This is a genomic window from Pseudodesulfovibrio sp. lm2024, assembly GCF_051175575.1.
GTDB classification, from domain to species: Bacteria; Desulfobacterota; Desulfovibrionia; order Desulfovibrionales; family Desulfovibrionaceae; genus Pseudodesulfovibrio; species Pseudodesulfovibrio caledoniensis.
Window position 1 is genome coordinate 2,567,249 of record NZ_CP195092.1, and the last position, 21,178, is coordinate 2,588,426.

General features: G+C 63.7%; 15 protein-coding genes. 4 read left to right on the forward strand and 11 right to left on the reverse strand.

Annotated features, from left to right (window positions below):
• Positions 1-10: 10 nt before the first annotated feature.
• From ACR42D_RS12305 to carB, 5 genes are all read right to left on the reverse strand, one after another.
• A complete protein-coding gene (locus ACR42D_RS12305; protein ID WP_484567086.1) occupies positions 11-2,359 on the reverse strand; it encodes a penicillin-binding protein 1A in 2,349 nt (782 codons plus the stop codon).
• A gap of 10 nt (positions 2,360-2,369) precedes the next feature.
• On the reverse strand, positions 2,370-2,933 hold the full coding sequence (locus ACR42D_RS12310) for a YkgJ family cysteine cluster protein (protein WP_484567087.1): 564 nt from the start codon (positions 2,931-2,933) through the stop codon (positions 2,370-2,372).
• Positions 2,933-3,946 (reverse strand): KpsF/GutQ family sugar-phosphate isomerase, encoded by a 1,014-nt coding sequence (locus tag ACR42D_RS12315; RefSeq protein WP_484567088.1) that lies wholly within the window; start codon positions 3,944-3,946, stop codon positions 2,933-2,935. Before ACR42D_RS12315 ends, ACR42D_RS12310 begins: the two co-directional genes overlap by 1 nt.
• Positions 3,947-4,070: 124 nt before the next feature.
• Positions 4,071-5,483, reverse strand: a complete 1,413-nt coding sequence (purF, locus tag ACR42D_RS12320; RefSeq protein WP_484567089.1) for an amidophosphoribosyltransferase — start codon at positions 5,481-5,483, stop codon at positions 4,071-4,073.
• Between the two features lie 29 nt (positions 5,484-5,512).
• The gene (gene carB, locus ACR42D_RS12325; RefSeq protein WP_484567090.1) at positions 5,513-8,746 is read right to left on the reverse strand and encodes a carbamoyl-phosphate synthase large subunit; all 3,234 of its coding nucleotides are present in this window, start codon (positions 8,744-8,746) and stop codon (positions 5,513-5,515) included.
• A 339-nt stretch (positions 8,747-9,085) separates the two neighbouring features.
• Between carB and ACR42D_RS12330 the strand changes: the two genes are divergently transcribed.
• The 3 genes from ACR42D_RS12330 to ACR42D_RS12340 all read left to right on the forward strand — a co-directional run bounded on the left by ACR42D_RS12330 (position 9,086) and on the right by ACR42D_RS12340 (position 11,550).
• On the forward strand, positions 9,086-9,367 hold the full coding sequence (locus ACR42D_RS12330) for a FeoA family protein (protein WP_484567091.1): 282 nt from the start codon (positions 9,086-9,088) through the stop codon (positions 9,365-9,367).
• A gap of 271 nt (positions 9,368-9,638) precedes the next feature.
• Positions 9,639-10,589, forward strand: coding sequence for a YbgA family protein (locus tag ACR42D_RS12335; protein WP_484567092.1), 951 nt, complete (start codon positions 9,639-9,641; stop codon positions 10,587-10,589).
• The gene (locus ACR42D_RS12340) at positions 10,582-11,550 is read left to right on the forward strand and encodes a YbgA family protein (RefSeq protein WP_484567093.1); all 969 of its coding nucleotides are present in this window, start codon (positions 10,582-10,584) and stop codon (positions 11,548-11,550) included. Before ACR42D_RS12335 ends, ACR42D_RS12340 begins: the two co-directional genes overlap by 8 nt.
• 57 nt (positions 11,551-11,607) lie before the next feature.
• Here the strand turns inward: ACR42D_RS12340 and ACR42D_RS12345 are convergent, their stop codons facing one another.
• On the reverse strand, positions 11,608-12,228 hold the full coding sequence (locus tag ACR42D_RS12345) for a hypothetical protein (RefSeq protein ID WP_484567094.1): 621 nt from the start codon (positions 12,226-12,228) through the stop codon (positions 11,608-11,610).
• Positions 12,229-12,776: 548 nt separating this feature from the next.
• Here ACR42D_RS12345 and ACR42D_RS12350 point away from each other — a divergent pair.
• Positions 12,777-13,454 (forward strand): IS1595 family transposase, encoded by a 678-nt coding sequence (locus ACR42D_RS12350; RefSeq protein WP_484567095.1) that lies wholly within the window; start codon positions 12,777-12,779, stop codon positions 13,452-13,454.
• Between the two features lie 107 nt (positions 13,455-13,561).
• Here the strand turns inward: ACR42D_RS12350 and metG are convergent, their stop codons facing one another.
• The 5 genes from metG to ACR42D_RS12375 all read right to left on the reverse strand — a co-directional run bounded on the left by metG (position 13,562) and on the right by ACR42D_RS12375 (position 20,935).
• Positions 13,562-15,502: a methionine--tRNA ligase gene (gene metG, locus ACR42D_RS12355; protein ID WP_484567096.1), complete on the reverse strand. Its 1,941-nt coding sequence runs from the start codon at positions 15,500-15,502 to the stop codon at positions 13,562-13,564.
• 45 nt (positions 15,503-15,547) lie between these two features.
• Positions 15,548-16,696 carry a PSP1 domain-containing protein gene (locus ACR42D_RS12360; RefSeq protein ID WP_484567097.1) on the reverse strand — a complete coding sequence of 383 codons (1,149 nt, stop codon included), beginning with the start codon at positions 16,694-16,696 and terminating at the stop codon, positions 15,548-15,550.
• A gap of 178 nt (positions 16,697-16,874) precedes the next feature.
• A complete protein-coding gene (locus ACR42D_RS12365; RefSeq protein ID WP_484567098.1) occupies positions 16,875-17,270 on the reverse strand; it encodes a response regulator in 396 nt (131 codons plus the stop codon).
• Positions 17,271-17,533: 263 nt separating this feature from the next.
• Positions 17,534-18,397, reverse strand: a complete 864-nt coding sequence (locus ACR42D_RS12370; RefSeq protein ID WP_484567099.1) for an HDOD domain-containing protein — start codon at positions 18,395-18,397, stop codon at positions 17,534-17,536.
• Between the two features lie 48 nt (positions 18,398-18,445).
• Positions 18,446-20,935 carry a DNA internalization-related competence protein ComEC/Rec2 gene (locus ACR42D_RS12375; RefSeq protein WP_484567100.1) on the reverse strand — a complete coding sequence of 830 codons (2,490 nt, stop codon included), beginning with the start codon at positions 20,933-20,935 and terminating at the stop codon, positions 18,446-18,448.
• Positions 20,936-21,178 lie beyond the last annotated feature (243 nt).

Below are 21,178 nucleotides of genomic sequence, written 5' to 3' on the forward strand. Positions count from 1 at the left end.
CCCCAACTGCCTAGAAGGTTTGCTTGAACAGGTCGTCGGCCGACGCCGGGGCGTCTCCGTCCCCGCCATAGGAGCGGGCCGTCTCCGTGGGCTCGGAGCCCACTTTGAACGGCAGGAAGAACTCCTGCGTCGAGGACGGCGAGGCGAGCTTGCCCGTGTTGCCGTCCACCTTGACCATAACAATTCCCGGCGGCTGGGTGAAGTCCTCATACGGGTAATCGTTCTCCACCTGCTTGCGGTAGTCCACCCAGATGGGCGAGGCCGCGCGCGAACCGGTCTCCCACTTGCCCATGGGAGTCAGTTCGTCGAAGCCGACGTACACGCCGGTCAGCAGGTACGGGGCGTACCCCATGAACCAGGCGTCCTGCTCCATGTTCGAGGTGCCGGTCTTGCCCGCCACGGGCCTGCCCAGGACCTTGGCGCGCCAGCCGGTGCCGTTCTGGACCACCTGCTTCATCAGGGTGGCCATGATGTAGGCGGTCTGGGGGCTGATGGCGTCCACGGCCTCGGGTTTGGAGGTGTACAGCTCGTCCCCCCAGGCGGATTTCACGGACAGGACCGTGCGCGGCTTGATGTAGGACCCGCCGCGCGGGAAGGTGGTGTAGGCCTCGCACAGGTTCATGGGCGAAACCACGGCCGAGCCCAGCGACACGGACAGGTCGACCGGGAAGTCGGTGTCCAGCCCCATGGCCTTGGCCCGGTCGATGATGGTCCGGATGCCGATCTTCTGGGCGATGCGGATGGTGCACAGGTTCTTGGACTTGACCAGGGCGGTGCGCAGCAGGGTCGGGCCGTCGAAGGTGCCCTCGAAGTTTTCGGGCCGCCACAGCTTGCCCTCGGCGTCGTTGGCGTAGACGATGGGCGCGTCGAGCACGATGGAGGCGGCGGTGAAGCCGTTGTCGATGGCCGCCGAGTAGACGATGGGCTTGAAGGCCGAACCGGGCTGGCGCTTGGCCTGGGTGGCCCGGTTGAACTGGCTGGTGGCGAAGGAGTAGCCGCCCACCAGGGCGAGGACCTCGCCGTTGTTCGGCTTGATGGAGACCACGGCGCCCTGGACCACGGGCTCGCGCTCCAGGTCCAGAATCCAGGTGCCGTCCTCGTTTTTCGGGGCCTTGGCCACGGTCACCCAGACCACGTCGCCCTTCTTGAGGATCTTCCGGGCGTCGGTCGGATCGGGCACGTCCTCGTGGCTCTTGCGGATGTCGGGCTCACGCACCCACCACATGGCCTTGATGGGGATTTCTCCCTTGAACTTGCCGAAATGGACCAAGGCCTTGTCCTGGGCCACCTTGGTCACGAAGGCCTTGATCAGCTGATCCTTGGCCATGATGTTGTCCGTGGTCTGCGGGCCCTCTTCCAGAATCCTCGGCTCGTCCGCCGCAGTGAAGTGCCCTGCCGGGCCGGTCCAGCCGCGCCGCTTGGCCGAGTCGATGAGCCCGCGCCGCAGGGCCGTCTCGGCGGCCGCCTGGTGCTTGAGGTCGCACGGGGTGGTCACGGTCAGGCCGCCGTTGTAGACCTCGTCCTCGCCGAACTGATCGATGAGCCAGCGGCGGACCTCTTCAAGATAATACGCGCCCACCTGCCAGGACGGGTCATCCATGGACTTGAGCTCGATGGGCTCGACCAGCGCCTCCTGGTACTGCTCCTCGGTGATCCAGCCGAGGTTGCGCATCTGGCCGAGGACGTACTCCTGACGCTGCCGGGCCTGCTGGTAGTTGTGATAGGGATTGTACCGCGACGGGGCCTGGGGCAATCCCGCGATCATGGCCGCCTCGGCCACGGTCAGGTCCTTGGCGTGCTTGGCGAAATAGGTGCGGGCCGCGGCCTCCACGCCGTAGGAGTGCGCCCCCAGGAATATCTGATTCAGGTAGATGGTCAGGATCTCTTCCTTGGTCAGGTAGTTTTCCAGACGGAAGGCGAGGATGGCCTCCTTGAGCTTGCGCTTGTAGCTGCGCTCGGAGGTCAGCAGCAGCCGCTTGATGATCTGCTGGGTGATGGTCGAGCCGCCCTGCTTGGTGCGCCCGGCCATGAGGTTGGCCTTGAAGGCGCGGACAATGGCGGTCAGGTCCACGCCGTCATGCTCGTAGAAGGAAGCGTCCTCGGCGGCCAGGAACGCCTTGGGAATCCACGGGCTCATCTGGTCCAGGGTGACCAGGAACCGCTTTTCCTTGTAGAAATAGCCGAGCACCTTGTCGTCCTGGGCGTACACCGTGGTCACCAGGGGCGGCTTGTAGTCGGTGATGTTCTTGAAGCCCGGCAGGTCGCTGGAGGCCCAGTGGTAAAGCCAGGCGGCTCCGCCGATGCCGGCGAGGAAGCAGATGAGAACGATTATGCCGAATATCTTGAGGAATTTCTTCATTTTGTATCCATCAGAAGGTTTTCTTGACCGGGTTCGCGCCCTTGGTCGGGGGCAATCCCCAGACCAGGCGCAACCGGCCGTACAGATCCTTCACGGTCGCCTTGTTGGTGTCAAGGATGTCCAAAATCCGCACAAGTGTGCCCCCCTCCCGCCGGGCGAGGCAGGTGGGGGTGTCGAAATGCGTGACCGTGCGGCCCGCCATCCAGAAGGGAAAGAGGCGGCAGTAATAGGGGCGCGCCTCCTGCGGAATCTCGCAGCCGAGCGGGCCGAGGAACCGGCACGCGCCCATGGAGTCCACGGCCAGCCGGAAGTGTTCCTTGCCCTCGGGAAAGATGCGCCGGACCGCCACCTCTTCGCCGGGGAAGAGACGGCAGGCGTAGTCGATGAACGCCTTGGAGTTGGGCGCGAGCACGAAGCCGCCGGTGTACGGCACCAGCTCCTGGATGCGCTCCTTCTCGGTCTGGGACAGGGGGAAGCAGTATTCCTCCTGGCCGGTGGCTATGCGGCAGCAGGTCGGCCCCTGGAAGGAGCAGCGCCTGCAGACGTCGGCGTCTTCGGTCCGTGTCCGGGCCATCAACCGGCTCCCCCGCCGTTGCCGCCCGCAAAGGTCAACTCGCCCTTGCCGAGCAGGTCGTGCAGGTGGACCATGCCCGCCAGCCGCCCGTCGTCGCAGACCACGGGCAGGACGGTGATCTGGCTGCGCTCCATGAGATCGAGCACGCGGGCCGAGGACTCCCCGGCCGTTGCCCTTCTCGGCGAAACGGTCATGACCTCGCTCACCGGGCGGTCCATGTTGAGCGCCCCGGCGCAGACCAGTCGGCGCACATCGCCGTCGGTCAGCACGCCCTTGAGCAGCGTGGCTTGGTCGACCACGGCCACCAGGCCGAGCCCGCCGCCGTTCAGGGTGGACAGGGCGTCCTTGAGGGCCGCGTCCTCCCGGACCACGGGCAGACCGTCGGTGTGCATGAGCTGGTCCACGCAGGTGGCCAGCCTTTGGCCCAGCGAACCGCCGGGGTGAAAGCGCTTGAAATCGTCCTTGCCGAAGGACTTCCACTCCATCAGGCAGACGGCCAGGGCGTCGCCCACGGCCAGCTGCGCGGTGGTGGAGGACGTCGGGGCCAGCCCCATGGGGCACGCCTCGCGCGGCACGCGGACCTGAATGTGGATATCGGAGAGTTCGGCCATGGGCGAGGCCGGGTTGGAGGTCATGGCGATGACCGTGGCCCCCAGGGACTTGAGCGTGGGCAGGATGGCGTTGACCTCGTCGGTGGCCCCGGAGTTGGACAGGGCCAGGACCACGTCCTCGTCGCGGATCATGCCCAGGTCGCCGTGGGCCCCTTCCACCGGATGGAGGAAGAAGGACGGCGTGCCCGTGGAGGACAGGGTGGCCGCGATCTTGCGGCCCACCAGCCCGGATTTGCCCAGGCCGGTGATGACCACGCGGCCCGTGCACTCGGCCATGGCGGTCAGGGCCTCGGTGAACGGCCCGTCCAGCTGGTCGCGTACGGCCTCGAGCCCCTGGACCTCGATGTCCAGGACCTCGCGGGCCAACTCCAGCCAGTCCTTGCGTTCGGATGTACATGCCATGCGTTGTTCTCCCGAATAGGAACCGGAGCGGACGCGAAAACGCGTCCTCCCGGTCGGCGGCCCTTGTGCCGCCCCGTCCCGGCCGGGCCCCGTTCGGGGCCGGCGGGCGTTGATGATTCGCAGCCTAGCAGAATTCCTTGATGATCCCGGGCGCGGCCTCCAGGCAGTCCTTGCCCATGCGGTCGGACAGGGGCACCGGATAATTGCCGTCGAAGCAGGCCAGGCACCATTCGTCCTGGGTCACGGAGTCGAGCAGGCCGGGGATGGACAGGTAGTGCAGGGAGTCGAGCCCCATGAACCGGGCGATGTCCTCCACCGAGTGGTTGGCCGCGATGAGCTCGCCCTTGGAGGAGAAGTCGATGCCGTAGAAACAGGGGAAGCGGATGGGCGGACAGCTGACCCGCAGGTGAATCTCCCGCGCGCCCAGTTCACGCAGTTTCTTGACGCGCGCCCGGATGGTCGTGCCGCGCACGATGGAGTCCTCGATGATGATGATCCTTTTGCCCTGGATCATGGACTTGACCGGGTTGAGCTTCACCCGGACCGAGAAGTCGCGCATGTCCTGGGAGGGCTGGATAAAGGTCCGGCCCACGTAGTGGTTGCGGATCATGGCCAGTTCCAGCGGCAGGCCGGACTCCTGGGAGTAGCCCACGGCCGCGTAGTTGCCCGAGTCCGGGAACGGCATGACCATGTCCGCGTCCACCGGGGCTTCCTTCGCCAGCATGACGCCCATGGCCTTGCGCCGCTCGTAGACCACGTCGCCGAATATATGGGAATCGGGCCGGGCGAAGTAGATCAGCTCGAAGATGCACTTGCTGCACCGGATGGGCTCGGCGAAACGATGGGAGGTCAGCTTGTTCTTGTGGATGACGACCATCTCGCCCGGGTCCAGGGGACGCAGGTACTCGGCCTCGACCAGGTCGAAGGCGCAGGTCTCGGAGGCGAAGACGTAGTTGCCGCCCACGCTACCGAGGACCAGCGGCCGGAACCCGTTGGGGTCCTTGACCGCGATCATCTTGTCGTTGGCCAGGATGAGCATGGAATAGGCCCCGCGCACGCGGTTGCACGCCTTGCCCACGGCCTCCTCGATGGTCTCGGACTCGTGCAGGTACTTGATGATCAGGTGGGCAAAGACCTCGGTGTCCATGGTGGTCTGGAAGATGGACCCGTTGGCCTCGAGTTCGCTGCGCAGTTCGTAGGTGTTGACCAGGTTGCCGTTGTGGGCCACGGCCAGGCGCAGGTCGCCGTGGCGGACCAGGAACGGCTGGGCGTTGCGGATCAGCGACGCGCCCGTGGTGGAATAGCGGATGTGGCCCATGGCGATGGAGCCCTTGAGCTCCTTGCCCAGATGCCGTTCGTTGAATACGTCGGCCACCAGGCCCATGCCCTTCTGTTCGCGGATCTTCTCGCCATCCCAGGTAACGATGCCCGCGGACTCCTGCCCGCGGTGCTGCAGCGCGTACAGACCGAAGTAGGTCATGCGCGCCGCCTCCTTGTTGCCGTAGATGCCGAAAAGACCGCAATACTCTTTTTTCATGAAGACTCTCTCGTATGTCCGGCTTCTCGCTAGCCGTAGTATTCTTGCAGGCTCTTCACTTGCAGCCCGGTTTGTCTGAGTTCACATATGGCCTGCACCACCGCGCGGGCCCCGGACACCGTGGTGGTGTAGGGGATGTCGTACAGCAGCGCGTTCTGGCGGATCATCTTGGCGTCGCCCACGGTCTTCTTGCCCGAAGGCGTGTTGATGACCAGGTCGAACGCCCCGTTCTTGATGTGATCGACCACGTGGGGCCGCTGGCCCTCGTGGACCTTATGGACCTTCTCCACGTTGACGCCCTTCTCGACGAGGAAGTCGGCCGTGCCGCCCGTGGCCGCCACCTTGAAGCCCATGGCTTCGAAGTCCTTGGCCACCAGCACGATCTTGGACTTGTCCCAGTCGTTGACGGACATGAAGACCGTGCCCGAGGTGGGCAGCTTCTGGCCCGCGGCCAGCTGCGACTTCATGTAGGCCAGGCCGAAGCTCGGGTCTATGCCCATGACCTCGCCGGTGGAGCGCATCTCGGGTCCGAGCAGGACGTCCACGTTGGGGAAGCGGTTGAACGGGAACACGGATTCCTTGACCGAGACGTGGCCCTTCTTGCGCAACTCCCAGGGTTTGAGGTCCTTGAGCTTCTCGCCGAGCATGACCCTCGTGGCCAGCTTGGCCAGGGGCACGCCCGTGGCCTTGGACACGAAGGGCACCGTGCGCGAAGCGCGCGGGTTGACCTCGATGATGTAGACCTCGTTGTCCTTGATGGCGAACTGGACGTTCATCAGCCCGACCACGCCCAGTTCCTTGGCCATGGCCACGGTCTGGCGCTCGATCTCGCGGATGAGTTCGGAACTGAGCGAATACGGCGGCAGCACCGAGGCGGAGTCGCCCGAGTGGATGCCCGCCTCCTCGATGTGCTCCATGACCCCGCCGATGTACACGTCCTCGCCGTCGGCCAGGGCGTCCACGTCCACCTCGATGGCGTATTCGAGGAACTTGTCGATCAGGGTCGGGTGTTCCGGGGAGACCAGGGCCGAATGGCGGAAGTAATGGTCGAACTCGTCCATGGAGTAGACGATGTCCATGCCCCGGCCGCCGAGCACGTAGGACGGGCGCAGGACCAACGGGAAGGTCAGCTTCTCGGCGATCTCCCGGGCCTGAACCATGGACATGGCCGTGCCGTTGGGCGGCTGCTTGAGGTTCAGCTTGTTCAGGAACTGCTTGAACCGCTCGCGGTCCTCGGCGCGGTCGATGGCGTCCGGGCTGGTGCCGATCAGGGGCACGCCCGCGTTCATCAGCCGCAGCGCCAGGTTCAGCGGGGTCTGGCCGCCGAACTGGACGATGACGCCGTCCGGCTTCTCGAACTCGATGATGTTCATGACGTCCTCGAAGGTCAGCGGCTCGAAGTAGAGCTTGTCCGAGGTGTCGTAGTCGGTGGAGACCGTCTCCGGGTTGGAGTTGACCATGATCGACTCCACGCCCATCTCCTTCAGGGTGAAGGAGGAGTGGCAGCAGCAGTAGTCGAACTCGATGCCCTGGCCGATGCGGTTGGGACCGCCGCCCAGGATGACGATCTTCTTGCGGTCCTCGCGGACGTTCTCCTGCCCGGTCTCGTAGGTGGAATAATAATACGGGGTGTAGGCCTCGAACTCGGCGGCGCAGGTGTCGACCAGGTAATAGGTCGGCTCGATGCCCAGCTCCTTGCGGAGCGCGCGCACCGCGTCCTCGCTGGTCCGCCACATGGACGCCAGCTGCGGGTCGGAGTAGCCGTACTCCTTGGCCTTGCGGAGCATGTCGGCCATGCCCTCGGCCTCGGCCGTCACGCCCTCGCGCTTGCCGAAGTCGATGAGCGTGTGCTCCATGTCGATGATGTCCTTGAACTGACGCAGGAACCACGGGTCGATCTTGGTGGCCTCGAAGACCTCCTCCTCGGTCATGCCGCAATTGAGCGCGTTGCGCAGGGCGTACAGCCGCTGGGAGTTGGGACGGCGCAGGAGCTTGAGGACCTCGTTGCGGTCGATGTCGCAGTTGTCGAACTGCTCGCCCAGGCCGGGATGGCCGGTCTCGAGCGAACGCAAGCCCTTCTGCAGCGCCTCCTTGAAGGTCCGGCCGATGGCCATGGTCTCGCCCACGGACTTCATGGCCGTGGTCAGATAGTCCTCGGTGCCCGGGAACTTCTCGAAGGTGAAGCGGGGTATCTTGATCACGCAGTAGTCGATGGCCGGCTCGAAGGAGGCCATGGTCTCGCGGGTGATGTCGTTGGGGATCTCGTCCAGGGTATAGCCCACGGCCAGCTTGGCCGCGATCTTGGCGATGGGGAAGCCGGTGGCCTTGGAGGCCAGGGCCGATGACCGGGACACGCGCGGGTTCATCTCGATGATGATCAGCTCGCCGTCCTCGGGGTTGATGGCGAACTGGACGTTACTGCCGCCGGTCTCCACGCCGATCTCGCGCATGACCGCCAGCGAGGCGTCGCGCAGCCGCTGGTACTCGTCGTCGGTCAGGGTCTGGGCCGGGGCCACGGTGACCGAGTCGCCGGTGTGCACGCCCATGGGGTCGAGGTTCTCGATGGAGCAGATGATCACGCAGTTGTCCTTCTTGTCCCGCATGACCTCCAGCTCGTACTCCTTCCAGCCGAGGATGGAGCGCTCGAGCATGATCTCGTGCTTCATGGACAGGGCCAACCCGTTGGAGCAGATCTGTTCCAGCTCCTCCATGTTGTAGGCCACGCCGCCGCCGGAGCCGCCCAGGGTGTAGGCGGGCCGGACGATGATCGGGAACGGGATCTTCTCGCCCCACTCGCGCACGTCGTCCATGTTGTGGCAGATACCGCTCTCGGGCATGCCCAAGCCGATGTTCTGCATGGCCGCGCGGAATTCCTCGCGGGATTCCGCCTTGTTGATGACGTCGATGTTGGCGCCGATGAGCTCCACGCCGAACTTGTCGAGCACGCCCATGTCGGCCACGGCCAGAGCCGTGTTCAACCCGGTTTGCCCCCCCAAAGTCGGCAAAAGAGCGTCGGGACGCTCTTTTTCAATGATTCGGGCAACGGTTTCGGGCTCGATGGGTTCGATGTAGGTGGCATCGGCCAACTCCGGGTCCGTCATGATGGAGGCCGGGTTGGAATTGACCAGGACCACCTCGTACCCCTCCTCCTTAAGTGCCTTGAGGGCCTGGGTACCGGAGTAGTCGAACTCGCAGGCCTGGCCGATAACAATGGGGCCGGACCCGATCAACATGATCTTCTTGATATCTGTGCGTTTGGGCATTCTGCTCGAAGTAGTTGAAGTTACGGCGGTATTCGAGAGAGGGGGGCGACCCCCTTCCCCTCGCCCGGCTCGGCACCGCCGCCGCCCGCCGGACAAGCAATCTTTATTATAAGGTTATCCCCCGAAACGCAACGGTTATATACCCTGCGTCGATCTTCGGGGAGCGCCGCCCGCGCCTCTTTTTCCTGCGGCCAGGTGAAGCCTCGGGCACACCTCCCTACCATAAACATTCCGGCCCCGTTGCCAAGAGGCTGCGCAAAGATCACAAATTCCCGTTGACAGCACAGAGGATGATACTTACTCTCAACTTCAACGCAAGCTTTGAGGGAAAGTCCAGCGATGCAAAAGCCTTTGACCGAGTTTCCGACAGGTTCCATAGTTCGCATAGCCGGTATAGACGGCGGCCGTCAGGCACGCGCCCGCATGCTGGCCATGGGCATGACGCCCGGCTGCCCGGTGGAAGTCCTGCGCGGCGGCGCCAAGGGGTGCCGCGTGCGCGTGCGCGGCTCGGACGTGGTGCTGTGCTGCGGCCTGGCCGGGAAGATCATGGCCGTGCCCGACGAGTCCGACGAAGGTCCCCGCTGCTCCTGCTGCCCCGGCCCCCACGCCAGGGCTTCCTGATCCCCGCTCCAACGAATTTTCCGAGGCCGCCCTTTTGAGCGGTCTTTTTTTGTAAGCCGCTTCGCGGCGGCAGTCGAAAGATTTCGCCTCCGGCGGGCTGCGCCAGCTCTTAGCGAGTCTTCGAGCCTTAGAGAAGGCGACAGCAACGATAGGGTTCGCACCCTTGCATCCCCTTTATGCGCCTGCGGCGCGTTCTCTTGCAGTTCGTGTTTTTTACTTGTTTCTCGCCGCCGTACGGTGATACCCTCAGAGGAAGAACCTTGGAGGGTACATGTCCGACAGCATCAAGATCGGCGTCAGCGCCTGCGTGGCCGGGGAAAGGGTCCGCCATGACCGCACCCACCGGCTCAGCGCCTACCTTACCGAAACACTGGCCAACCATGTTGAATTCGTGCCCATCTGCCCGGAGATCGCCTGCGGCATGGGCATCCCGCGCGAGCCGCTCCGGCAGGTGGACTGCGCCGGTGAAATCCGGCTCATCGGATACGAATCCGGCAAGGACCTGACCGACAAGATGACCAAATGGGCGCAACGCGTGCTCAAGGGGCTGGACAAGGAGGGCATCTGCGGGTTTGTCCTGCGCGTGCACTCGCAATCCTGCGCGGTGAGCAAGGCCAAGATCCACTCCACCGACGGCAAGCCGCCGCGCACGGGTCCCGGCTTCTTCACCCGCCTGCTCCGGGAACATGACCCGCTGCTGCCCGTGGTCACCTCCGAGGCGCTGCAGAACGCGGTCCAGCGCGAGAACTTCATCCGCCGGGTCTTCGTCCTGCACCGCTGGCGCGCCCTCATGGCCAAAGGCGTATCCATCGGCAACCTGGTGGACTTCCACACCCGGCACAAGATGCTCATCCGCGCCCACGACCTGGGCGGCTACCGGGAACTCGGCCGCCTGCTCGGCGAAAGCACCATGCACAACGTCGAGACCATCTTCGAAAAATACGCCGCCCTGCTCTTCAAATCCCTGACCCTCAAGGCCACGCCGAGCAAGAACCGCGACGTCCTGTCCCATGCGGCGGGTTATTTCAAGAAGGAACTGGACGCCGAGGACAAGCGCGAACTGCACGCCATGATCACGGCCTACGCCAAGGGCAAGATCCCCCTGATCATCCCCGTCACCCTGCTCAACCACTACGCCCGCAAATACCGCAAGCCGTACCTGACCCAGCAGTACTATCTCAACCCCGAGCCCGCTGAACTCAAGCTGCTCAACCATGTCTGATCCCGCCAAGGAACGCATCCGCATCGGCATCAGCGCCTGCCTGGCCGGACAGAAGGTCCGCTATGACGGCACCAACGCCAAGGCCGAGCACCTCACGGGCGTCCTGGCCGATCTCCTGGAGTTCGTGCCCGTTTGCCCGGAGGTCGGCTGCGGCATGGGCGTGCCCCGCGAGGCCGTCCGCCTGGTGGGCACCCTGGAAGACAACCGGCTCAAAGGGCGGCAGACCGGCACGGACTGGACCGACGCCATGCGCCACTGGGCCGAAACGTTTCTGCCCGAACTGGAAAAGGCCCGGCTGTGCGGGTTCATCTTCAAAGCCAAATCGCCGTCCAGCGGCATGGGCCGGGTCAAGATCTACTCGGAATCCGGCGGCCAGCCGACCAGCTACGCGGGCGTGGGACTGTTCGCGTCCATGGTCATGGAACGGTTCCCCCTGCTCCCGGTCGAGGACGACGGACGCCTGCACGACGTGGGACTGCGGGCCAACTTCATCGAGCGCATCTTCACCGAGCACCGCTGGCACCGTTTCCTGGACAGCGGGCCGACCATGCAGAGACTGATCGAATTCCATACCCGCCACAAGATGCTCGTCCGGGCCCACGACGTGACCGGCTACCGGGAGATGGGCAAGCTGGTGGCCGAAGGCAAACGGCTGCCCCTGGAAGAACTGCTGCGCCGCTACCACGCCCGGCTGGCCCGGGCCATGGCCCTGAAATCCACGGTGCGCAAAAACGTGGACGTGCTCATGCACATCCTCGGCTACTTCAAGAAGCTGCTCACCCCGGACGAAAAAAGAGAATGCCTGGAACTCATCGAGCACTACAGAAACGAGAGCGTCCCGCTCATCGTGCCGGTGACCCTGTTCAACCATTACGTGCGCAAATACGACGTCCCCTACCTGCGCGGCCAATACTACCTCAACCCGCACCCGCTGGACCTCAAGCTGCGCAACCACGCCTGACGAAAAAGCCCCAGCGGCAACCGTCGCGGGGGATTCACTCTCCGAAATATTCGCGGCCTAGAAAAAAGCCGAGTGCTCGGGCTCCAGGCGCAGGCGCACGCCCTTCAGATCGCCGCCCCCGGCCAGCCATGCCCGGAGCAGTTCGCGGTTGCGGAAGACCACCGGATGCGGGCAGCCGTACCCGGCCTGGTCGAGCAGACCGGCGGCCTGTTCGGGATAGTGTTTGGCCGCGGACAGGCAGGCCAGCAGGTTCAGGCACAATTCGTTCATGGGAAAGCGCAAGGTCATGGCCTTGCCCAGCGGCAACATGACGTCGCTCAGCCGCCCGGCCCGATAATAGGCCACGGCCAGGTCGAACTGGGCCGCATGCAGACCGGGCAACCGGTCCGCGATGGCTTCGCGCTCGGCCACGCCGTACGTGATCCGCTCGGCCGCATAGGACGCGCCGTCCAGGTTGCGGATGCGCACGTCGAACCCGTAACGCCGGGCCCAGAACAGCCCTTCCACCGCCTCGTCCGGATTCAGCCGCATGTCCAGCCGCTGGCATCCGGCCAGCCGCATGGCCTTGAGCAGCCCGTCCGTGGGCACCGTGTCCACGCGCGCGCTCCACAACACGTTCAGGTCGCGAACGCGCATGTCCAGGCACATGTCCACCACCCGATCATGGTCCGCGAACATGGCCGCATCCTCAAAGGCCAGGCAGGACAAACCCCGCTCACGCACCGCACGTTCCACTTCGTCCAGATTCCAATTCCAGTCAAAGCGGACAACACCGTGCGCAAGGGGACCCTCACCACATTCAGCCTTTTCAGGCATAATCGTTCGCATTTTCAATCGCATACGCCACCTCGGTCACCCGTTTTTTGACACCCCGGGCATACCTGACATGCAATATTGCAAACACTTTGCCAAAGGCTGCCTCCGGCGGCCGGGGGGAAGGGGAAAGGGAAACCCTTTGAAAAGGGCTTTCCCTTTCCCCTTCCCCCCGGACCCCCCATCCCCTTTCCTTTCCTAAACTTTCTATATGCGCATTCGCGCGTGCGGTGGGTCTAAAAGAGACGTGCGATTGCTCCGAATCCGAAAGCCACCGAAAACGAACACCCCAAAACGCTCCCGCACGCCCCTGCCGAAGGCACACAAGAAGTTTTGAAGGGGAGTCCAGAGGGGAAACTTTTCCAAAGGGGCTAGACTAGAACAGGATTTGGTTTTCCGGTAATAGGTCAATTATGCCGGTAAAAAACAAGTACGCAAATCGTTCGAAAATTTCGGAAGCCAAAACCAGGGAGCTGGTCAGGCTGTTTTGCTACGACTTGGACGCAACTCAGATAAGCAAGGTGGCGAAAATAAATAGAAATACCGTCAATCGGTATATACATGCCATCAGAGTGCGAATCGCCGAGTTTTGTGAAGCGCAATCCCCCCTCACTGGGACGATCGAAGTTGATGAAAGCTTCTTTGGCCCGCATCGGCAGAAAGGTCGTGTTGGCCGTGGAGCCTATGGGAAAACGGTCGTTTTCGGAATTTTGAAACGAAGGGGATTCGTCTACACGCAGATCGTCCCAGACTGCACCAAAGCCACCCTTCAAGGAATCATCCGAGGAAAGGTAGACCTTGAAAGTGTAATTCATTCTGATGGATTACGTTCTTATCATGGATTGGTGGACTTAGGTTATCAGAAACATTTTCGGATAGACCACGGGGAAGGCGAGTTTGCTAAAGGGACGAATCACATTAACGGTATCGAGAGCTTTTGGGGCTTCGCAAAAACAAGGCTTGTTAAGTTCCATGGCATTGCCAAAGCCACTTTCAATTTACATTTGAAGGAATGTGAGTTCCGATTCAACCACAGGAAGGACATGTACATGGTCCTCCTGAAGATACTCCGGAAGAGTCCTCTGTTCTAGTCTAGACCCTTTTCAAAAGTTTCCCCTCTGGCCGCCGGAGGCATTCCCAAACGAAAGGGCCCCGCGATGCGGGGCCCTTTCGTTTGGATATATGTCACGTACCGAGGCTAGCTGACTTTGCTGCCCGGGGAGACTTCGCCGGTGGGGGTGAGGAGTTCCATGCCCTTGTCGGTCTTGACGGCCAGGATCATGCCTTGGGAGACTTGCTTGCGCAGCTTGCGGGGCTTGAGGTTGGCGACCACGACGACCTGTTTGCCGACGAGGTCGGCGGGTTCGAAGTAGTCGGCCAGCCCGGCCACCACCTGGCGCAGGTCCTTGTCGCCGGTATCGACCTTGACGATCAGGAGCCGGTCGGCGTCCGGGTGTTTCTCCACTTCCTTGACCGTGCCCACGCGCAGGTCGAGCTTCAGGAAATCCTCGAACTCGATCTCGCAGACGGTTTCCTCGGCCTTCTCTTTCTTGTCGGCTTTCTTGGCCTTCTTGGCGGGCTTTTCCGGAGCCTCCTCCTCGGCGGGCAGATCCACGCGGGGAAAGAGGTTGGAGGTCTTGGCCACGGCGATGTCGGACTCGAGCAGTCCCCAGACGTCCAGTTCCTTGGGCAGGTTGACCTTTTCCGGGGCAAAGCTGATGCCGAGTTGTTCGAGCATCTTTTCGGACGCCTCGGGCATGACCGGCCACAGGTGCACGGCGATCTTGCGCATGTTTTCGAGGAGCACGTAGATAACCGTGGACAGCCGCCCGGTGTTCTCTTCCTTGAACAGGGTCCAGGGCGCGGTCTCGTCGATGTACTTGTTCAGGCCGCGCACCAGTTCCCAGAGCCCTTCCAGGGCGCGGGAAAATTTCAGGTCGGAGAAGAAGTCCTGGAAGGACTGCATGGCGTCCTGGCCGATCTTCTTGATCTCCGCGTCGACCACGTCCTCCACGTCCGGCCGGGGCACCTGGCCGCCGAAGTACTTGTGGGTCATGGACAGGGTGCGGTTGAACAGGTTGCCCAGATCGTTGGCCAGATCCGCGTTGAGGCGGCCGACCAGGGCCTTTTCAGAAAAGCTGGAGTCCTGGCCGAAGGACATCTCGCGCAGCAGGAAATAGCGGAAGGCGTCCAGGCCGTAGGCGTCCTTCATGGCCAGGGGCTCGATCACGTTGCCGATGGACTTGGACATCTTGGTGTCCTCCACCAGCCAGTAGCCGTGCACATTGAGGTGCTGGTACGGCTCGATGCCGGCGGCCTTGAGCATGGTCGGCCAGAAGATGGCGTGGGGCTTGAGGATGTCCTTGGCCACCAGATGATTGGCCACGGGCCAGAATTTCTTGAATTTCTCGCCGTCGGGCCAGCCCAGGGCGGCCACGTAGTTGATCAGCGCATCGAACCAGACGTAGGTCACGTAATCGGCGTCGAACGGCAGCTCGATGCCCCAGGTCAGGCGGGACTTGGGCCGGGAGATGCACAGGTCCTCGAGTTCGCCGGACTCGAGCAGGGAGACGACTTCGTTCTTGTAGCGCTCGGGACGGATGAAGTCCGGGTTCTTGTTGATGTGCTCCAGGAGCCAGTCGCGGTACTTGGACATCTTGAAGAAGTAGTTCTTCTCCGCGATGTACTCGGGCTTGGTCTGGTGGTCCGGGCACAAGCCGTCGACCAGTTCCTTCTCGGTGTAGAACCGTTCGCAGCCGAAGCAGTAGTGGCCGCCGTACTCGCCGAAATAGATGTCTCCGGCGTCGTAGACCTTCTGCAGGATCTGCTGGACCACTTCCTTGTGCCGGGGCTCGGTGGTCCGGATGAAGTCGTTGTTGGAAATGTTCATGTTCGGCCAGAGGTCCTGGAAGAGCTTGCTGATGACGTCAACATACTCCTGGGGCGTCTGTCCGTTGCTTTCCGCGGCCTGGACGATCTTGTCGCCGTGTTCGTCGGTGCCGGTCAGAAAGTAGGTCTCCTCGCCCATGAGCCGGTGGAAACGATTCAGGGAATCGGCCACCGTGGTGGTGTACGCGTGGCCCAGGTGGGGTTTGGCGTTCACGTAGTAAATGGGCGTGGTGATGTAAAAGCGTTGCAAATCGAATTCTCCTTGTCGTGACGAAAGCGGCCGCCCGGACGGGCGTTACTTTTTGGGAGGCCTGCGCCTGCGCCTTCTGGGTCTGCGGCCGCGCTTGGACTTGGCGTCGCCCGCCTCCCCGCCGTCGGGGCCGGAGGCCGCCTGTTCGGGCTGCGCTTCCGGAGCGTCCGCCTTGCGCGGAGCTTCCTTGCGGGGGCGGCGCTTGCGGTCGTCCCTTGCCGGTCTGGCCTCCCGCGCGCCGGGCGCATCTTCGGGATCGGACCGGCCGGGTTCGCCGGATTGCGGACCGCCGGTGTCGGGCCGCGGGGGACGCCGTCCGCCTCTGCGCCCCTGGGGAGCGGCTGACCGGGCCTTGGCTTCCGCCTTGGCCTCGTCGCTCGGCGGCTTGTTAACTATTTCATTCCATTCGTCAATGGAAACTTCCTGCTCTTCGAAGTTTTCGTCAAGCAGGGATAAGGATTTCTTGAAGAAATTGGAGCGCAGGACCTTCATCTGCCCGAGCGAGGTCTGGTACTTCTTGCCCACGCGCGGGCACATGCGGTGGAACTCCTCATAGCCCTTCTGCTCGAAGCTCAGGCAACAGAGCAGCCGCCCGCAAATGCCTGAAATCTTGGTGGGATTGAGGAACAGATTCTGCTCCTTGGCCATCTTGATGGTCACGGGCACGAACTTGCGCATGAACCGGCGGCAGCAGCACATCTGGCCGCAGTTGCCGATGGCCCCGAGCATCTGGGTCTCGTGGCGCACGCCGATCTGGCGCAGCTCGATGCGGGTGCGGTATTCCTTGACCAGATCCTTGATCAGCTCGCGAAAATCGATGCGGCCGGGCGCGGTGAAGTAGAAGACCATCTTGGAGCGGTCGAAGAAGACCTCCACGTCCACCAGCTTCATGCCCAACTTGTGGGTGGTGATGCAGGCGCGGCAGAACTTGAAGGCATCCTTGGACAAAACCTCGTTCTCGGCCACGGCCTCCATGTCCTTTTCGTTGGCCAGCCGGTAGATGGCCTTATGGCCCTCGGGGTCCTCGTCGTCCGTCTCCTTGGGCGCCTGGCGGACGAGGATGACCTTGCCCAACCCCATGCCCTGGTCAGTCTTGACGATGACGTGCTGGCCTTCGCGGACTACGAAAGGACCGGAGCCGAAATAGTATACCTGTCCGTAGTCATTGAATTTAACACCAAGTGTTTGGCTCATGAATTCCTATCCTGTATAAAAGCCCCCCTGGTCGCGGGGGGAGTAAGTATCGAGCAAAGAGGGTTAACATATTAGAAAACGGCTCCAACTTCAAATCCGTTCGCAAACGCGAAACCGGATGCCGCTTCAAGGCACGGCACCCGGCAGTATCAGCTTGAAATCGCTGGCCTTGCCCAGATCAGATAAGGCCGAGACTCTTGATCTCTTCCATGAGCTTGGCCTCGTCGATGGGCTTGACCAGATAGGAGGTGGCGCCGCCGAGGAAGAAGGCGTCGTGCGTCTCCTTCTCGTCCGCGAGCATGGTGGTGACGATGACCTTGGATTCGCTGTGCGGACTGACGCCGTTCTCCTGCTCCAGGGTGCGGATTTCGCGCAGGGCCTGCTGGCCGTCCAGTTCGGGCATGAGCAGGTCGAGACAGATCAGGTCGTAGGGCTCTCCGTCAAGCAGGCCGCGCCGGAAGGCCTCGATGGCCTCCTCGCCGTTCACGGCAATGTCGCATTTGGCGACCTGGCGCAATATTTCGTGAATCATGTTGCGGCTGTAAAAATCGTCATCCACGATCAACGCTTTCATCTTTCGCCCTCCTGTAGTCTCATCGTCTTGAGTTGGAGATATGTTTCAATGTCACTTTCTCATGAAAAACGCAATAGTTCGGCCGAATCGGGACCAAAGGGAGCGTGTCTCGCGCTTGGCGTTCCATGCCCTGCCGGGCCAGATCAAAGCACACGTCCCACCCCTTCCAGCGGGCCCGCCGCCTTGCGTCCAGCAGGTCCGGGCCATCGTCCGTCGTTTCACGCCGTCAGAAACCGGCGCGGCCAGGCCTCTCCGAACGCGCATCAGCGGGACTCCCCGAGCTTGATGAAGATGCGCGCGTTCTCCACCTCCTCGCCCAGGGAAGGCAGGTCCGTGATGAGCTCGTCCATGGTCATGCCCAGCCGGTTGCGCACGCCCGAGGGCAGCGGTTCCACCTGAAAATCGCCCGCCGAGCCGAAGGACAGCTTCTTGCTGATCTGGTTGGCGGCGAACAGGCAGTCGGGGAGCATGAAGTCACCGCCCTCACCCATGGAATGGTGGGAGGCGATGGCTTCCCGCAGCTCGCCGGGCAGGTTCCACTTCCCGGCCAGCAGCCCGCCGACGTCCGCATGGGTGGCCCCGATGACCTCCAGCTCGCAACGGTCCAGGGATTTCCCCGGCTCGGCGGCCATACGGGTGGCGGCCTCGAATCGCTCGGGCATGTACAGGGCGAAGACCACCTTGCCGATGTCGTGCAGCAGCCCGGCGGCGAAAAAGTTGGTCACGTCGTCGCGCGAGACCCCGAGCTTGCGGCCGAGCATGGAGGCGCAGGCTGCCACGGCCAGGGAATGGAGCCAGAACGCGCCCATGTCCAACCGGTCCGAGGCGGACCGGGGTATGGCCCCCACCGCCGCCAGGCAGAGGGACACGTTCTTCAGGGTGTTCAGGCCCAGGTACACGCTGGCGTGGTTGATGGAGGTGATCTCCCTGGACAGGCCGAAATAGGGGGAATTGACCAGGCGCAGTATCTTGAGGGTGAAGACCGGGTCCTTCTTGATGACCTCGACCAGGTCCTTCTGCGAGCAGTTGATGTCTCCGGACAGCTCCAGGACCTGATGCACGCTTTTGGGGAACGCGGGCATCCGCTCCACGGCTTCGAGCAATATTTGTCTGACGTCGTTGTTCATGCGTTGATCTATCCGCCTGGACGGCGCTCGGAGGCGGACCGCCTCCATTTATTCGGTATTGTGGCCGAATCCGGCCTCTATCTGGACTTCTATATCAGACGGACACTCATGGCAAGAGGCCCACATGGGCCGCACCTCGAGCCCCCCGCCGGAACCGTTCCAGGTGCAGACCACCCGCCCGTTTCGCGACGTGGCGTACACCCTGCCCCCGGCCGCCGCCGAGGCGGCCTCGGCCACTCCCGGATCCGGGAACCCGTAGCGGTTCATGAACCCGTTGGAACACAGAACCGCCTCGGGGCGCACATCGGCGTAGAAATCCGGGTCAAAGCTCCGGCGGCTGCCGTGGTGCGGCAGTACAAGGACCTCGGCGGCCAAATCCGCCCCCCGGTCGAGCATGGCCCGGATGCCGCCGGTCTCGACGTCGCCCGGCAACAGCGCCAGGGACCGCCCGTCCCGCTCCAGGCGCAGGACCAGGGACCGCTCGTTGGCCCGGGTCCCGGCGAATCCCGCGTCCGGGTGCAGGACCGCCACCCGCGCGCCGGACGACAGGTCCACCACATCCCCGGCGGCCAGGGAAGCGACAGCGACCCCGCTGCCCGGCAACGCCCGGTCCAGCCGTTCGCCGGTCAGACCGCGCGGGAGCATGCCGTTGGTGTACAGCGCCCCCACCTCGAACCGCTCGATGAGGTACGGCAGGCCGTGGCTATGGTCCACATCCGGATGGGACAGAAAAATGCCGTCCAGCCGAGGTGGCCGCCCCAGGGCCAGGGACGGCCCGACCACGGCCTCGCCCAGATCGTACGTGGCCGATCCGCCGCCCGCATCCACCAGCCAGCGGCGCCCACCGGGCAGGGATACGACCAGGGACTGGCCCAGCCCCACGTCGAGCATGGTCAGGCTCACGCGGTCCCGACAGTCCTCTGCCATGACGAACACGTGCGGCGCGACCAGCAGGACGAACCCGAGCCCGGCCAGCAGCGCCGGAACCTTGCGCCGGGAGCGCAGACAGACCGCCGCCGTGACCAGGAGCAGCGCGAAGCCGAGCATCTCGGGCCACAGGGGCCGCAGCACGGCGAATACCGGAGTCAGCCCGCTCGCCTGCACCGCGTCCAGCAGCCACAGCAACCCGTCCGCGGTATGCGCGGCCAGGCCGAGCAGCAACCCACCCGCCGATGCGGTCCAGCCGAAAACGGCCAGGAGCGTGCCGATCAACCCGAGCGGCATGACCGCCAGTCCCAACACAGGCAGCCAGACCAGGTTGAGCAACAGATTGGGGCTGAACGAGCCAAAATACCAGGAGACCAGCGGCATGATCGCCACGGTCGCGCAGACGCTTACCGCGAGCGTGCCCGCTGCCCAGGACAACAGCCGCATCACGCCCTTGCGCCGGGTGGCGAAAAGAAACCGGAAAAACGGATGGAGCAGCCCGATCCCGGCCACGGCGGCCAGGGACATCTGCAACCCGAGATCGAACAGGGACAGCGGCGAGACGAAGACGATGGCCGCCAGGGCGAAGAACAGCCCGTCCATGAGCACCCTGCCCCGCCCCTGGAGCAGGAGCACGCCCCAGAAGCCGAACATGACCGAGGCCCGGACGAGCGAGGCCGACGGCTGCCCGAGCCAGGCGTAGACCAGAACCAACGGCGCGGCCAGAAGCACGGCCAGCTTGGGCCTGGGCACGCGCAGCAGCAGTCCCGGCCAGAGCAATCCGGCCAGGTAGGCCAGCCCCCAGCCCATGGCGGCAACGAACCCCACGTGCAGTCCGGAAAGGGCCAGCGTATGGGCCAAGCCCGCGCCCCGCGTTGCGTCCATGGTGGCCATGTCCAGCCGGGAGCGGTCGCCCGTGGCCAGGGCCAGGACCATGGCCCCGCCCTGCGTCTGCGGCAGATGTTCCGCCACCAGCTCCCGCAACCGCCCGCGCATCCCGGCCAGCGACGACTCGGGCCGCGCGGACCAGACCGGCTTGCTCCGGCCTGCGGGCCAGGCGCGCCAGAAAACGCCCTGCCGCTGCCAATACCAGCGGTAATCCCACAACCCCGGATTGCCGAAGCTGCGCACCGGCACCACCCTGGACACGGTCCGCACGCGCTGGCCGGGCAACGGCACATAGTCGGGATTGCGGATGAACCAGGCCACCTTGCCGGGCAGCGGTGCATTCCCCTGCCCCGCATCGGCCCTCACTTTATCGAGAATCACCCGCAGCCGGTGCCCCGGACGCGGCTCGGCCCGGTCCACCGTGCCATCGAGGACCACGGCCTCGCGCGCCGCCATCCAGCCCGGCACCCTGTCCGGGAACGCCGGCGTGCGCTGGGTTGCATAGGCGAACCCAAAGACCGCGCACAGGACCACGGCCAACACCGGCACCCGGCATTCCCGCCCGCGCAGCACGCCCTCGGCCACAAGAAGCAGCAACAACGCCGCCCCACCGGCCACCGGAAACCGGAGTGCGAAGACTCCGACCGTGAACGCCAACACATAGGTCTGCCAAGGCAACAGCCCCGGCACCGATGCGTCATATGTCCAACAACCGTCCTTCACCCCCCTTCCGTTACCAGGAACCAAAAGTTTGAGAAAGTGCCTCCGGCGGCCGGGGGAAGGGGAAGAAAAACCCTTTGGAAAGGGTTGTTTCCCCCCCATCTCCCTATTTTCAAAAACTTTTTGGATACACATGCGCGTGTGCGACGGGACAAGACAGCCCATACCGCTTCGCACGGGACGGTGCGCACACGGCAAATTGAACAAAGCCGCACGTTCCCCGCTACCGCACGGACCTGCCGAAGG

What these genes read in the sequence shown, in the direction of transcription:
- ACR42D_RS12305 (WP_484567086.1), bottom strand. Translation starts at nt 2,359, where the DNA reads ATGAAGAAATTCCTCAAGATATTCGGCATAATCGTTCTCATCTGCTTC.
- purF (WP_484567089.1), bottom strand. Translation starts at nt 5,483, where the DNA reads ATGAAAAAAGAGTATTGCGGTCTTTTCGGCATCTACGGCAACAAGGAG.
- ACR42D_RS12370 (WP_484567099.1), bottom strand. Translation starts at nt 18,397, where the DNA reads ATGAACAACGACGTCAGACAAATATTGCTCGAAGCCGTGGAGCGGATG.
- ACR42D_RS12365 (WP_484567098.1), bottom strand. Translation starts at nt 17,270, where the DNA reads ATGAAAGCGTTGATCGTGGATGACGATTTTTACAGCCGCAACATGATT.
- ACR42D_RS12360 (WP_484567097.1), bottom strand. Translation starts at nt 16,696, where the DNA reads ATGAGCCAAACACTTGGTGTTAAATTCAATGACTACGGACAGGTATAC.
- ACR42D_RS12310 (WP_484567087.1), bottom strand. Translation starts at nt 2,933, where the DNA reads ATGGCCCGGACACGGACCGAAGACGCCGACGTCTGCAGGCGCTGCTCC.
- ACR42D_RS12330 (WP_484567091.1), top strand. Translation starts at nt 9,086, where the DNA reads ATGCAAAAGCCTTTGACCGAGTTTCCGACAGGTTCCATAGTTCGCATA.
- ACR42D_RS12350 (WP_484567095.1), top strand. Translation starts at nt 12,777, where the DNA reads ATGCCGGTAAAAAACAAGTACGCAAATCGTTCGAAAATTTCGGAAGCC.
- carB (WP_484567090.1), bottom strand. Translation starts at nt 8,746, where the DNA reads ATGCCCAAACGCACAGATATCAAGAAGATCATGTTGATCGGGTCCGGC.
- ACR42D_RS12345 (WP_484567094.1), bottom strand. Translation starts at nt 12,228, where the DNA reads ATGTTCGCGGACCATGATCGGGTGGTGGACATGTGCCTGGACATGCGC.
- ACR42D_RS12340 (WP_484567093.1), top strand. Translation starts at nt 10,582, where the DNA reads ATGTCTGATCCCGCCAAGGAACGCATCCGCATCGGCATCAGCGCCTGC.
- ACR42D_RS12335 (WP_484567092.1), top strand. Translation starts at nt 9,639, where the DNA reads ATGTCCGACAGCATCAAGATCGGCGTCAGCGCCTGCGTGGCCGGGGAA.
- ACR42D_RS12315 (WP_484567088.1), bottom strand. Translation starts at nt 3,946, where the DNA reads ATGGCATGTACATCCGAACGCAAGGACTGGCTGGAGTTGGCCCGCGAG.